This window comes from Streptomyces sp. NPDC048479, from assembly GCF_040651435.1.
Lineage (GTDB): Bacteria > Actinomycetota > Actinomycetes > Streptomycetales > Streptomycetaceae > Streptomyces.
In genome coordinates this window covers 201,105-213,772 of record NZ_JBEZKA010000003.1, presented here as the reverse complement: position 1 = coordinate 213,772, position 12,668 = coordinate 201,105, and the positions used below count along the sequence as shown (strand labels likewise).

Sequence of the window (12,668 nt, the reverse complement as noted above, 5' to 3'; positions counted from 1 at the left end):
CCTCAGAGCGTGGCCGCGAGCCGTGTGCCCTGGTCGATGGCGCGCTTCGCGTCGAGCTCGGCCGCCACGTCCGCCCCGCCGATGAGGTGCACGGAGTGGCCGGCGGCGCTCAGCTCCTCGTACAGCGCGCGCTGCGGCTCCTGTCCTGTGCACAGCACCACCGTGTCCACGGGGAGGACCCTGGCCGCGCCGTCGACGCTCAGGTGCAGGCCCTCGTCGTCGATCCGCTCGTACGTCGCCCCGGCGGTCATCCGGACCCCGCGGTGCTTGAGCTCCGTGCGGTGGATCCAGCCCGTCGTCTTGCCGAGACCCGCGCCGACCTTGCTGGCCTTGCGCTGGAGGAGGTGAACGGAGCGCGGCGGCGCGGGCCGCTCGGGGGCGGTCAGGCCGCCCGGCGCGCTGTAGTCGGTGTCCACGCCCCACTGGCGGAAGTACGTACCGGCGTCCAGGCTCGCGCCCTCCCCGCCGTCGGTGAGGAACTCCGCCACGTCGAAGCCGATACCGCCCGCGCCGATGACCGCGACGCGCTCGCCGACGGGCGCGCCGTCGCGCAGGACGTCGAGGTAGCTGAGGACGCTCGGGTGGTCGACGCCCGGGATCTCGGGGGTCCTGGGCGTGACTCCGGTGGCGACGACGATCTCGTCGTACGCGGCCGACGCGAGGTCGTCCGCGGTGACGCGGGTGCCCAACCGGACCTCCACGCCGTGCAGTTCGAGCTGCGTACGGAAGTACCGCAGCGTCTCGTTGAACTCTTCCTTGCCCGGGATCCGCTTGGCGATGTTCAGCTGGCCGCCGATCTCGGCCGCCGCGTCGAAGAGCGTCACCTCGTGTCCGCGCTCGGCCGTCGAGACGGCGCAGGCGAGCCCGGCGGGGCCGGCGCCGATCACGGCGACGCGCTTGCGCAGCCGGGTCGGCGAGAGGACGAGTTCGGTCTCGTGGCAGGCGCGCGGGTTGACCAGGCAGGAGGTGATCTTCCCGCTGAAGGTGTGGTCCAGGCAGGCCTGGTTGCAGCCGATGCAGGTGTTGATGGCCTCCGCGCGGTCCGCCTTCGCCTTGGCGACGAATTCGGGGTCGGCGAGGAACGGCCGGGCCAGCGACACCATGTCCGCGCGCCCCTCGGCGAGCAACTGCTCCGCGACCTCGGGGGTGTTGATGCGGTTGCTGGTGATCAGCGGGACGGAGACGGACCCCATCAGCTTCTTGGTCACCCAGGTGTAGGCGCCGCGCGGCACCGAGGTCGCGATGGTCGGGATACGGGCCTCGTGCCAGCCGATCCCGGTGTTGATGATCGTCACGCCGGCCGCCTCGATCTCCTTGGCGAGCGTGATCACCTCCTGCAGCGAGGAGCCGCCGGGCACCAGGTCCAGCATGGAGAGCCGGTAGATCAGGATGAAGTCCGGGCCGACGCGCTCACGGGTGCGGCGGACGATCTCCAGCGGGAGCCGTATCCGGTTCTCGTACGAGCCGCCCCAGCGGTCGGTGCGGTGGTTGGTGGCGCTCGCGATGAACTCGTTGATGAAGTAGCCCTCGGAGCCCATGATCTCGACACCGTCGTACCCGGCGGACTTCGCCAGCTCTGCCGTCCGTACGAAGTCCTCGATGGTCTCCTCGACCTCGGCGTCGGTCAGGGCGTGCGGGACGAACGGGCTGATGGGGGCCTGGATGGCGCTCGGCGCGACCAGGTCCGCGTGGTACGCGTACCGGCCGAAGTGCAGGATCTGCATCGCGATCCTGCCGCCCTCCGCGTGCACGGCAGCGGTGACGGCCCGGTGCTGCTCCGCCTCGGCCTCGTTGGTGAGCTTGGCGCCGCCCTCGTACGGACGGCCCCGGTCGTTCGGGGCGATGCCGCCCGTGACGATGAGGCCGACGCCGCCGCGGGCACGGGCGGCGTAGAAGGCGGCCATCCGCTCGAAGCCGCGCTCGGCCTCCTCGAGGCCGACGTGCATCGAGCCCATGAGGACCCGGTTGGGCAGGGTCGTGAACCCGAGGTCGAGCGGGCTCAGCAGATGGGGGTACGGGCTCAGCGGGCTCGGGCTCGGGGTCGGGCTCATCGGGGCGCCTCCTCGCGCAGGGTTCGTCAGTCCAGTTCTAGCGGGCCGCGAGCGATTATGCAACAAAGTGCAAAAGAGTGCCGCCGGCGTCGCACAGGCTGCCGCCACGCGGACCGGTCCGACCGGCGGGTCGTCCTTTGGCCTGACGGTCCGACAAATGTGCTGATCAGTCGTACGGGTGAAACTGGACGCCGGTCCGGGCTCCGCGGACATAACGTGCCCCTGTGGCGGGATATGGACAGTTGAGCGCACTGGGGATCGCGGCGATTCTCGGCTCGCAGGGGATCGGGGTCGGGGCCGGGATCGCCGACCGAGTGCCGGGTGTGGCCGATGTGTCGGTGTCCGTGTCGATATCGGTGTCCGTATCGGTGTCGATCTACTTCGACGACTGCACGCCGACACCGACACCGACTCCGACCGTTCCGCCGGCACCCTCACCGCCTGTGCCGCCGACACCCTCACCGCCCGGCACTCCACCGACCAGTACACCGCCGCCGCCCGAACCGGAGCCGCCCGCGCCCGGTCCGACCGTGACGCGTCCGGTCGTGCCCCCGCCGCCCTCGACGCCCCCGCTCCCTCCGGGGCCGACCGCGGCACTGCCGCCGGCGCCGCAGCCCCCGGAGCCCGCGCCCAGGACGTCTTCCGCACCCCCGCGCGCTCCCGTCGCCCGCACGCGTCCCGAGCGACCGCGCGCCCTCGCCGTACGCAACCACCGACGGGCGGCCGGAAAGCGGGCCGCCACCGGGACGCCGCTGGTGATCCTGATTCTGGTGATCACCACTCCGGCCGTGCTCGCGGCAGCGGTACTACGGCCCCGCTCACGGTCCGCCGCATCCCGGCGCGGCCGCGCCTGACCACGCACCGCCTTCGCCCTCGCCCCCACCCGATCGGAGAACCCTCATGTCGGAATGGCTGGTCCTGACCGGCGCGATGGCCGTCGCCTGCGCCGTCGTCCTTGTCATCACGGTGCTCAGGCAGCGCAGGCTCAGCAGGGCCGGGGACACGGAGGAGAACGATCCGGCCGAAACCCCCGACGTCCTCGAGTACATGACGATGATGGTCGGCGTCGTGTACGCGATCGTGCTCGGTCTGGCCATCGCGGGCGTCTGGGAGGCGCGCGGCGCCGCACAGGACGACGTACGCCGCGAGGCACAGGCGCTGCACGAGATCACTCAGCGGGCGCAGGTCTATCCGGCCGGCGTACAGGACAAGCTCCGCAGCGACATCGACCGTTACGTCTCCCATGTCGTCGACCAGGAATGGCCGCGGATGATCGACCACAACGAGCTCTCCGGCCGGGGCGCGGAGCTGCTCGGCGTCGTGCGCACGGACATCGCCGAGCGGAAGCCGGCCAATGAGCTGGAGGCGCAGGCGTACCAGCCGCTCGTCGATCAGATCGCCGTCGCCGACGACGCGCGCAACGCCCGTGCGCAGAACGCCGGGGAGACACTGCCGGGCGTCGTGTGGTTCGGCCTGATCACGGGGGCGCTGGTCACGGTCGGGCTGATCTTCGCGCTGCAGATCGGCGGTACACCGCGGGAACTGCTGCTCGCCGGGCTGTTCAGCGCCCTGATCGCGTTTCTCCTCTTCCTGGTCTGGGACTTCGACGCTCCGTTCGGGCGGTCGGGCCAGGAGTCAGCGGATGCCTTCCAGCAGCTGTTCACGAGCGCGACGGGGCGGAGCTGAGCCGAGCCGGACTGCCCGGCAGCCGCACGGTGCCGACCACGAACAGGAGGCCCGGGCACAGGGTGCTGCTCGCCGTCACTCCGGCTCACTTCTGCGCGTGCTCCCCCACGTAGAAGAGGATCCACACGAAGCCGGCGAAGAGGTGAGTGGCGAAGACATAGACGAAGACACGCAGAGCGACGCCCCGCTCCTTCCAGCTTTCGCTCTCGCTCTCGCTCACCGCAGTCCTCCGGCCGGTCGGTACCTCGAGTGGTCCCCGCACCAGGGTACGAGCGCCCGGAATCGGGCGCGCGGAGCGCGACGCCCGGAATCGGGCGCGCGGGGCGCGAGCTCGCCGGGCTGATGACCGCGGGTGTGCCTTTCGGCGCAGCCTCGGAGTGCCCGCCGGTGCGCCGAACGGCCGCTCATCGGTGACACAGTTTGTCTTATTTTGCGTAGGGTTTACACAGAGCTACGCACCGGAGGTGGCAGGTATGGCAGACGCAGGCAGGATCGTCGTGGGCGTGGACGGCTCCGCGCCGTCGATCAGGGCGCTGCGCTGGGCCGTACGGCAGTCAGAGCTGACCGGCGACCCGGTCGAGGCCGTGATCAGCTGGGAGTACCCGGCGGCGGGCTGGGCGTCGATGGTGCCCGGCGTGTCCCCGGATTTCGACCCGGAGGCACTGGCGACCCAGATCCTCGCCGACTCGCTGATGGAGACCCTCGGCGCGGAGAGGGCCGCCGCCATCACCCAGAAGGTCATGATCGGGAACGCCGCACAGGCCCTGATCGAGCAGGCCGACGGCGCCTCGCTGCTGGTGGTCGGCCACCGCGGCTACAGCGGCTTCAAGGCGACGCTGCTCGGCTCGGTCGGCCTGCACGTCACCCAGCATGCGCCGTGCTCGGTGGTCGTGGTGCGGGGCGAGGCGGACTCCGGGACGGACTGAGGCCGGGGAGCCGCGGCACGGGCCGGAGTCCGGGCCCCGCGTTACCGCCCCCCTCGTCCGGTCGACCGGCGGCTGCGACGACCGCTCCGACGAGGACCGCGAGCCGCACGGGCGAGACAGTGCGCCGCCGCCTCACCCTCGAACCGCCGGGCCCGCAGCTGGTGCAGAGTGAGATGGAGGGCGGCAGCGACCGCCGTCACAGCGCCACCACATCGGCGACGACACAGGCGACGTTGTCGGGGCCGCCCGCGCCGTGGGCGAGTGCCACCAGTTCACGGACGGCCTCGTCCGGGTCGGCGATCACGCCGGCGGTCCGCCGCACATCCTCGTCCCGCACCGCCGTGAACAGGCCGTCGGAGCAGAGGAGATAACGGTCGCCGGCCCGCGCCTCGTGCAGCTTCAGATCGGGGCGGGCGAGCCCTTCACTCCCGTCCAGCGCCCGCAGCAGCATCGCCCGCTGAGGGTGGGATGCCGCCTCCTCGGGGCTGAGGCCGCCCTCGTCGATCATCGACTGCACGACGGTGTGGTCGTGCGTGATCTGGAAGAACTCACCGCCGCGCAGCAGATAGGCGCGAGTGTCACCGATATGAACGAGTGCCAGCTGCGAGCCGGTCCACACCATCGCGGTCAGTGTCGTACCGGAGTCGGCGAAGGCGTTCACGGCAGCGTTGGCCCGATGGACGGCATCCTCAAGGGCGTTGAGCAGATCTCCGACCCGGGAGGACGCGGGCCCCCCGGCCTGCGGCCCCCCGGACTCCAGGGGCTTGAGCGCATCGATCGCCGCAGCACTGGCGGGCGCGCCCTCGTCCCCGAAGCCGTCGGCGACGGCAAACAACCGGGAACCGGCGTACGCGGCATCCTGGTTGGTCTCCCGGACGAGGCCGCGGTCCGACCGTGCGGCGTAACGGATCCCCAGAGGCGTGCTGAGCTGAGACATCATGTCGGTGTCCTTCCCTGACAGCTGTTCGACGAGGAAGGCCGCCAGATCACGCCGCGCGGAGGTCTCCGCCTCCACCTGTGCCCAGTACGCCCGGATGTCCCGGGCGGCCGCGGCCGTGTCCGACGCGCACAGGTCGCAGACGTCCCGGATACGGGCCAGCGGCATCCCGATCCGCCGCAGCCACGCCACCAGCCGGGCCCGCTCCAGCTGCGTCTCGTCGTAGTACCGGTATCCGGTGAACGAGTCGACGCGGGCCGGCGGGAGCAGCCCCAGCTCGTCATAACGGCGCAGCGCCTTCGCGGACAGCCGGGAAGCGCGGGCGAACGCCCCGATCGTCAGCAATCCCATGCTTTCTTTCCTCCTCGTACCAGGCACTTCGCCCGGCCCCACCGATGCTGGGGCTTCCCCGAGGGAGAAGGTCAAGGCAGAGGCTCACGGTAGACAGCACAGACATGCCGCGCGGCCGCCGGATCTGAGTCGGCGGCCGCGCGGCGCGCAGGAGGGACGGGGGCAGGAGGACGGGTAAGAGGACAGCGGTTCTGCCGGTCCTACTCCCGCTCGTAGAAGATGTAGAAGGCGGCGACGGCCATCCCCGCGCCGGTCGCCAGCGCGATGGCCGACGACCTGAGCACACTCCCCCCGGCGAGGCTGATCAGGTAGCCCATGGATGCAGCGCACAGCGCCCCGTACGCGGCTGCCCGCAGTTCGCGCGGCAGCGAATGCTGGAACCGGCCCAGCGCGTACGCGAGCGCCCCGAAGACCACGCCGGCGACCACGCCGAGTAGGACGTCACCACCGGTGATGGCACCGCCGTCGCGCTGGACGAACGCCGCGTAGAAGCCGTAGACCACGCCCAGGGTGGCGGGCATCGCCCAGCCGAGAGAACCGTGGTGCCGTGCGGGCACCGCTGCATGTGCGGCCATGGCAGAGAGCTCCTTCCCTCTCGTCCCCCGCGTCCTCCTCTCAGAGCACACCCGCACCTGCCGCCTGGCAAGTCGGAAGACCGCCCCGGATTCGGCGGACCGGGTCGGCGGGCCCATTCGGCGGACCGGGCTGGAAGGCGCTGAACCTCCGGCCCCCGGTCGGCGGCGCACCGCTCGCGCCCGCGCCGCCGCCCGCGTTCCCTTGAGGAGTGCGGAGCTTCCTCTCAACGGCGTCAGCGCTGCTGATCGTCCTCGTCGCCGTCCTGACTCCGCTGAGCGCGCTCGCCGTCTGGGTCGACCGGGAGATCGGCGACACCGACAGCTACGTCGCCACGATGGAGCCGCTCGCCTCGGACTCCCGTGTGCAGAACGCCGTCGCCGTCCGGATCACCGACGAGGTCAAGAAGCGGATCGACGCCGGCCCGTTCCAGGGGGGCGTCGAGAGCCTGGTGCGGGACGCCGTGCTCTCCTTCGCCGGCACCGCCGCCTTCGAAACCGTCTGGAACACCGTCAACCGCGCCGCCCACACCGCCGTCGAAGACGCTCTGGCCGAGGGTGGCGACAGTGCGGTCAGCATCGATCTGGCGCCCGTCACCGAGCGGGTGAAGCAACAGCTCGCCGACGAGAACGTGCCGTTCGTGGACCAGATCCCCGTCGAGCACACCCGGATCACGATCCTGGAGTCGGGCAAGCTCGGCACGGTGCGCGACGTCTTCCACGGGCTGCGGATCGCCGGGCTGTGGCTGCCGGTGGCGACGGTGCTGATCGCGGCGGGCGGGGTGCTTCTCGCCGTACGCAGAATGCGCGCTCTCGTCGGACTCGGCCTCGCGCTCGCGGCGGGCGCGGTGCTGCTGCGCATCGCGGTCTCGGTCTGGCGCGGGCTCGCCCTCAACGATCTGCCGCCGGATGTGGACCGCCCGGCGGCGGCCGCGGTGTACGACGCGCTGACGGCGACGCTGCGCACGACGGCGTGGTGGGTCCTGGCGGCAGGGCTCGCGCTGGCGCTGGCGGCCTGGCTGGCGGACCACCGCCGCCCCGCCCGAGCGGAACGGGCGGCACGAGTGGCACGAGCGGCCTGAGCCCATCGGGCCCGCCATGCTCCTCGGACGGGTGACCCCGCCGGGCGCGACAGGCCGGGGGCGGGAAAACTGCACGCTGGAGGTGAGCCATGGAACGCCTGGAAGCGGACGTGTGCGTGGTGGGTGCGGGTTTCGCTGGTCTGGCCGCCGCGCGGGAACTGGCACACGCCGGCCGCGACGTGGTGGTGCTCGAGGCCCGGGACCGGGTCGGTGGGCGAGCGTGGAACCGGGAGATGCCGGACGGCACGGTCGTCTCGGCAGGCGGCACCTGGCTGGGCAAGGGCCAGGACCGGATGTTCCAGCTCTGCCGGGAGCTCGGCATGGAGGTGTACCCCCAGTACGAGCAGGGGGATCAGGTCCTGTGCCTGAACGGCGTCAACCACCGCTACCGGGGGTTGATCCCCAAGATCGGACCGGTGGCGGTCGCCTCCCTGGGCCTCGCGTTCCTGCGCCTGAACCAGATGGCGCGGCGGCTTCCGGCCGACGCCCCCTGGTAGGCCCGGGGCGCCCGCAGGCTGGACGCCCGCACGCTCGGGGAGTGGATCTCCCAGCCGCACAACGTGCCATCGGACAAGGCCCGCACCCTGCTCACGTCATCGATGAACCTGTTGTTCTGCGCCGATCCGGCGGAAGTTTCGCTGCTGGGGGCGCTGGTGCTGGCCCGTGGCGGCGGCAGCTTCAACTACTACACCGACAGCCGGAAGACCGAGACCCACCTGGTGGACGGCGGGGCGCCGGAGCTGGCCCGGCGGATCGCCGAGCGGCTGGGTGAGGCGGTGCACCTGTCGTCCCCGGTCCGGCAGATCACGTACAACGGCACCGATGTTCAGGTCCACTCCGACGCGCTCACCGTGCGGGCACGGCGGGTGATCGTGGCGACCCCGCCCGTGCTGGCCGGCCGGATCGCCTTCGACCCGCCGCTGCCCCCCGACCACAGCCATCTGCGGCAGCGGCTGGCGCCCGGCGCGATCATCCGGGTGCTCACGACATACCCGGAGCCGTTCTGGCGGGAGCAGCACCTGTCAGGACAGACGCTGGCACCCCAGTCACCGGTCATGGTCACCATCGACCAGACGCCGCGCTCGGGCCGGCCGGGGGTACTCAGCAGCTACGCGTTCGGACCCGGCGCCGTGCAGTTGGGCCGCCTGGAGCCCAAGGAGCGGCGGGACGTGTGGCTGAACGCGCTCGCCGAGCGGTTCGGCCCGCAGGCTCACACCCCCAGTGGCTACTTGGAAACCGACTGGTCCGCCGAGCCGTGGTCGCTGGGCGGGATGGTGGGCTACTTCCCCACGGGCGTACTGACCAACTACGGCCCGGCACTGCGCCGGCCGGTGGGCCGGATCCACTGGGCGAGCACGGAGACGGCAACGCTGATGCACGGGCTGATGGAGGGGGCCGTGCGCTCGGGCGAGCGGGCGGCCGGCGAGGTGCTGGCAGCCCTCTGATCACGCGCCCGGTGCCCGGCGCCGGGCTTGTCAGCGCCAGTGCCGGTGCCGGTGCCAGTGCCAGTGCCGGTGCCGGTGCCGGTGCCGGGCTTGCCGGTGCCGGGCTTGTCGGCGCCGGTGCCGGTGCCGGTGCCGGGACTGCCGAGCAGGATGATGTCGTCCGCAGCGGGAACGCCGTCGTCGTGTTGGGCCGCCGCGCTCCACGAGGAGACCGGGCAAGGGCCGGCTCTGATCGCCGCGTTGGCAGACGAGTGGGTCCGCTGCACGGACCGGACCCGGCAAGAGGGTGCCGGCGACGCCCAAGGTGCCGGCCCAGGCCCTGGCCGGGTCAGGCGGGCCGCTCGGGTGAGGCGATCGCCCTCGCCGCCTTTACCTCCTGACGCAGCGGCGCCAGCACCCCCTGATCGTCGCCCTCCAGTTCCGCCCGCACCTCAACCAGGACCACGTTCGACCGCAGCCCCTCCGACAGTTCCTGCAGCTGATGCTCGATGGCCGCCACCTCGACCGGCGTCGGCGGCTCCGCCCCGTGGTCGACCCGGACCCGCGCCGCCGTCGTCGCGTCCACGATCCGTTCGACCGCGACGACCAGCGGCCACCACGCCGCCGCCCGCGCCCCCACCGGCGGCGGTTCGGTCAGGGCCCGCTGGAACTCCGACCGTACGGACGACAGATCGCGATAGATCCGGCGGCGCCTGCGCACCCTCTCCCCCTGATCCTCGTCCTCCCCGAACGCGCGCCCCACATAGCGCGCGGTGTCCTCCACCGCCGTCGCCAGCCGGTCGCCGATCCGGGTGTGCCAGCTCTCCGGCCAGAGCAGATAGCCCGCCACCAGCGCGATCGCGCAGCCGATGAGGCTGTCCACCAGACGCGGCACGACGAGGTTGAAGCCCTGGTGGTTGAGGACGTCGGAGAGCAGCAGGATCACGGGTGTGATGGCCGCCGTCTGGAAGGCGTACCCCTTCGCGGAGAACGCGGGGATGAGCGCCGCGAGCACCATCATCACCGGTACGTCCCACCAGCCGCGCGGCACCTGTGAGAGCACCGCCGCCGCGACGACCAGGCCCGCCGCCGTGCCGAGCGCGCGCAGCACCGCGCGGGAGAAGACCGAGCCGAAGTCCGGCTTGAGGACGAAGGTGACGGTGAGCCCGACCCAGTACGAGCGGGACACGGGCACCAGGGACACCAGGGACTGGGCCAGCCCGATGCAGAGCGCGAGCCGCAGCCCGTACCGCCAGGACGGCTCGGAGAGCAGCACATTGCGGGCCACACGCCGGGCCCGGACGCCCAGCGCCGCGGGCCGGCCCAGCCGGTCGTCCACGTTGTACGGGTCGGGGTCGGTCTTGTGCACGACGGCGGCCGCGTACCGCAGCGCGGCGTCGACGGCGCGGTCGGCCGGGCCCTCCGGCTCGGGCAGCACCAGTTCCGGCGCCTCGCTGCGGCCCTCGGCGACCGCGTCCGCCAAATCCCGTACGGCGGCGGCGATTTCGGGCCGCCGGGAGGCCCGGCCGTACCGATGCGCCGCCGCGCCACCCTCGACCAGCGGGATGAGCGCATTGAGCTGGGCGAGCAGCCGGACCATCGGGCTGCTGCGCCCGTGGTCCCGGGCCCGGCGGGCAAGGATCAGATCGTAGGAGGTGTTGAGTGACTGGGTGACGGCCTGGCGCTTTTCGTCGTACGCCGCGGTGCCCGCCGTCGCGAAGAGTTCGGCGACGCTTTCGTAGGCCGCGGCGACCGCGGCCCGTTCCGGCTCCTGGCCGCGCAACGGCCAGGCCAGCAGCGTCAGTACAAGGACGAAGAGCCCGCCGAGGCTCAGCAGCAGCGGGGGCTTCCACCACGGCTCCGGCATCGGCAGCCCGGCGCCCACCACCGCGTTGAGCAGAAGCAGCAGCCCGGACACGGACGCCACCGCGCCGATCGACGAGATCATCCCGGAGACCAGCGCGACGAAGGTCAGCGCGACAACCGCGAGCCAGCCCTCTCCGTACACGACGGTGCCGAGGGTGACGCCCACCGCGCCGAAGAACTGCGGGACGGCGATGTTGAAGATACGCATCCGGTAGGCGTCGGCGGTGTCGCCGATGACGCCCGAGAGTGCGCCCATCGACACCAGCGCGCCGTACATGGGCTGCCCGGCGGCGAGCCCGACCGCGAGCGGCGCGGACAGCGCGACGGCGGCGCGGGCGACGGCGGCCCAGGGTATGGGCGCGGTCTGCGGCAGCAGGCCCTTCAGCAGCCAGTCGGGCGGCGTCAGCCGGCCCGCCCGCGTCCCCGTCCCGCCCTTGTCTTCGCCCATGGTCATCAAAAGACCCCGAAGAGGCCGTCCGGCGCAACTCCTCCGCACGGTGGCCGGGCCTCTGCACGGTGGCCGGGCCGGGCGGTCAGCCGCGGTAGTCCTCCACCTCGTCGGCGGGCCGGACCCTGGCCGTGTCCGGGTCGTTGCCGAACTCCGATTTGGCGCGGCGCTGGCGCAACAGGTCCCAGCACTGGTCGAGCTGGACCTCGACGGCGTTCAGCCTTGCCTGTTCGTCGGTGTCGAGGCCTTGCTGCCGGCCGGAGCGCTCGCGCAGCGAGCGTTCCTCCGCGACGAGCGCGGTGATGTTGCCGAGTATCTGGTCGTTGTCCATGACACCTGCTCTCGGAGGACGAGTCTCAGAGGACGAATACGGTCTTGCCGCGCGCGCCGCCCGCCCGGCTCTGCGCAAGCGCTTCCGGAGCCTTCTCGAGCGGGAATTCGGCGTCGACCGGTGCCTTCAGTGAACCGTCGGCGACTGCCGCGGCGAGGATGTCGAGCAGCGCCGCCGACGCGTTCAGCCGGAAGTCGGCGCCCTCGACACCGGCCGGGAGCCGCGCGGGTCCGGCGGCGAAACGAGTGGTGAGGGCCCGGCCTCCGGGACGCACGAAGGCGGCGTTCGCGGCGAAGGAGGCCGGGTCGCCGGAGACCAGGTCGACCAGGGCGTCGACGCCGTCCGGGCTCGCGTACCGTACCGCGGCGGCCAGATCGTGCGCGGTGGTGTCGACGGTGACGGTGGCACCGAGCGCGCTCATCCGCCGCTGTTGGTCGCCGCGCACAGCCGCCAGCACCCGTACGCCACCCGCTGCGGCCAATTGCGTCAGATAGCTGCCGACGCCGCCCGCCGCGCCGACGACCAGCAGACTCTGCCCGGTCCCTGCACCCGCCGCCTCAAGGATCTGCGCGGCGGTCATCCCGGAGGTGGGCAGCAGCGCCGCGGTCTTCAGCGGCAGTCCGTCCGGTACGAAGGCGATGGGGGCGTCCTGCGGCATGGTCACGTACTCCGCATACGTCCCGGTCCCGACGGGCGGGCGCGCGGCCTGCCCGAAGACGGCGTCGCCCACCCGGAAGCGGCTGTCGCCGGGGCCCACGACATCCACCTTGCCCGCGAAGTCCACGCCCATGACCAGCGGGAACACATGCGGTGCCCGGCCCTGAAGCATTCCGTCGGCGGCCTGCCGGTCGTACGGGTTGAGCGCCGCGTACTCGACCTTCACCAGCACCTCGCCCACGCCGGGCTCCGGCTTGGGAACCTGGATCAGCTCGGGCTCGGCCTTGAACGCCTTGACGGCGACAGCGCGCATCGGGAACGCCTCCTGATGGACGGC

13 protein-coding genes are annotated in these 12,668 nt (G+C 72.1%); 6 read left to right on the top strand and 7 right to left on the bottom strand.

Going from position 1 to position 12,668, the window contains the following annotated elements:
• Positions 1-2: 2 nt before the first annotated feature.
• Positions 3-2,051 (bottom strand): NADPH-dependent 2,4-dienoyl-CoA reductase, encoded by a 2,049-nt coding sequence (locus AB0D12_RS06260; protein ID WP_362677608.1) that lies wholly within the window; start codon positions 2,049-2,051, stop codon positions 3-5.
• A gap of 224 nt (positions 2,052-2,275) precedes the next feature.
• On the opposite strand from AB0D12_RS06260, the gene AB0D12_RS06255 reads away from it, so the two are divergent.
• Both AB0D12_RS06255 and AB0D12_RS06250 read left to right on the top strand, forming a co-directional pair.
• Positions 2,276-2,905: a hypothetical protein gene (locus tag AB0D12_RS06255; RefSeq protein ID WP_362677606.1), complete on the top strand. Its 630-nt coding sequence runs from the start codon at positions 2,276-2,278 to the stop codon at positions 2,903-2,905.
• Between the two features lie 46 nt (positions 2,906-2,951).
• Positions 2,952-3,737, top strand: a complete 786-nt coding sequence (locus AB0D12_RS06250; RefSeq protein WP_362677604.1) for a hypothetical protein — start codon at positions 2,952-2,954, stop codon at positions 3,735-3,737.
• Positions 3,738-3,822: 85 nt separating this feature from the next.
• Here AB0D12_RS06250 and AB0D12_RS06245 read toward each other — a convergent pair whose 3' ends face one another.
• Positions 3,823-3,957, bottom strand: a complete 135-nt coding sequence (locus tag AB0D12_RS06245) for a DUF6126 family protein (protein WP_362677602.1) — start codon at positions 3,955-3,957, stop codon at positions 3,823-3,825.
• 253 nt (positions 3,958-4,210) lie between these two features.
• Between AB0D12_RS06245 and AB0D12_RS06240 the strand changes: the two genes are divergently transcribed.
• Positions 4,211-4,663: a universal stress protein gene (locus tag AB0D12_RS06240; protein WP_362677600.1), complete on the top strand. Its 453-nt coding sequence runs from the start codon at positions 4,211-4,213 to the stop codon at positions 4,661-4,663.
• Positions 4,664-4,859: 196 nt separating this feature from the next.
• On the opposite strand, the gene AB0D12_RS06235 is transcribed toward AB0D12_RS06240, so the two are convergent.
• Positions 4,860-5,951, bottom strand: a complete 1,092-nt coding sequence (locus AB0D12_RS06235) for a MerR family transcriptional regulator (RefSeq protein WP_362677598.1) — start codon at positions 5,949-5,951, stop codon at positions 4,860-4,862.
• Between the two features lie 200 nt (positions 5,952-6,151).
• Entirely contained in the window at positions 6,152-6,526 is a 375-nt protein-coding gene (locus tag AB0D12_RS06230; RefSeq protein ID WP_362677596.1) for a hypothetical protein, read from the bottom strand.
• Between the two features lie 209 nt (positions 6,527-6,735).
• On the opposite strand from AB0D12_RS06230, the gene AB0D12_RS06225 reads away from it, so the two are divergent.
• The 3 genes from AB0D12_RS06225 (at position 6,736) to AB0D12_RS06215 (ending at position 9,050) form a co-directional block, all read left to right on the top strand.
• Positions 6,736-7,605: a hypothetical protein gene (locus AB0D12_RS06225; RefSeq protein WP_362677594.1), complete on the top strand. Its 870-nt coding sequence runs from the start codon at positions 6,736-6,738 to the stop codon at positions 7,603-7,605.
• A gap of 89 nt (positions 7,606-7,694) precedes the next feature.
• A complete protein-coding gene (locus tag AB0D12_RS06220) occupies positions 7,695-8,102 on the top strand; it encodes an FAD-dependent oxidoreductase (protein ID WP_362677592.1) in 408 nt (135 codons plus the stop codon).
• A 63-nt stretch (positions 8,103-8,165) separates the two neighbouring features.
• Positions 8,166-9,050 (top strand): FAD-dependent oxidoreductase, encoded by an 885-nt coding sequence (locus tag AB0D12_RS06215; RefSeq protein WP_362677590.1) that lies wholly within the window; start codon positions 8,166-8,168, stop codon positions 9,048-9,050.
• Positions 9,051-9,378: 328 nt separating this feature from the next.
• Here the strand turns inward: AB0D12_RS06215 and AB0D12_RS06210 are convergent, their stop codons facing one another.
• The 3 genes from AB0D12_RS06210 to AB0D12_RS06200 form a co-directional block, all read right to left on the bottom strand.
• A complete protein-coding gene (locus tag AB0D12_RS06210; protein WP_362677588.1) occupies positions 9,379-11,349 on the bottom strand; it encodes an FUSC family protein in 1,971 nt (656 codons plus the stop codon).
• A gap of 79 nt (positions 11,350-11,428) precedes the next feature.
• Positions 11,429-11,674, bottom strand: coding sequence for a DUF2630 family protein (locus AB0D12_RS06205; RefSeq protein WP_362677586.1), 246 nt, complete (start codon positions 11,672-11,674; stop codon positions 11,429-11,431).
• Positions 11,675-11,699: 25 nt separating this feature from the next.
• Positions 11,700-12,644, bottom strand: coding sequence for an NADP-dependent oxidoreductase (locus AB0D12_RS06200; protein ID WP_362677584.1), 945 nt, complete (start codon positions 12,642-12,644; stop codon positions 11,700-11,702).
• Positions 12,645-12,668: the final 24 nt, after the last annotated feature.

Coding starts and splice junctions, on each gene's coding strand:
- AB0D12_RS06205 (WP_362677586.1), bottom strand. CDS start 11,674: ATGGACAACGACCAGATACTCGGCAACATCACCGCGCTCGTCGCGGAG.
- AB0D12_RS06260 (WP_362677608.1), bottom strand. CDS start 2,051: ATGAGCCCGACCCCGAGCCCGAGCCCGCTGAGCCCGTACCCCCATCTG.
- AB0D12_RS06200 (WP_362677584.1), bottom strand. CDS start 12,644: ATGCGCGCTGTCGCCGTCAAGGCGTTCAAGGCCGAGCCCGAGCTGATC.
- AB0D12_RS06230 (WP_362677596.1), bottom strand. CDS start 6,526: ATGGCCGCACATGCAGCGGTGCCCGCACGGCACCACGGTTCTCTCGGC.
- AB0D12_RS06240 (WP_362677600.1), top strand. CDS start 4,211: ATGGCAGACGCAGGCAGGATCGTCGTGGGCGTGGACGGCTCCGCGCCG.
- AB0D12_RS06220 (WP_362677592.1), top strand. CDS start 7,695: ATGGAACGCCTGGAAGCGGACGTGTGCGTGGTGGGTGCGGGTTTCGCT.
- AB0D12_RS06210 (WP_362677588.1), bottom strand. CDS start 11,349: ATGACCATGGGCGAAGACAAGGGCGGGACGGGGACGCGGGCGGGCCGG.
- AB0D12_RS06250 (WP_362677604.1), top strand. CDS start 2,952: ATGTCGGAATGGCTGGTCCTGACCGGCGCGATGGCCGTCGCCTGCGCC.
- AB0D12_RS06235 (WP_362677598.1), bottom strand. CDS start 5,951: ATGGGATTGCTGACGATCGGGGCGTTCGCCCGCGCTTCCCGGCTGTCC.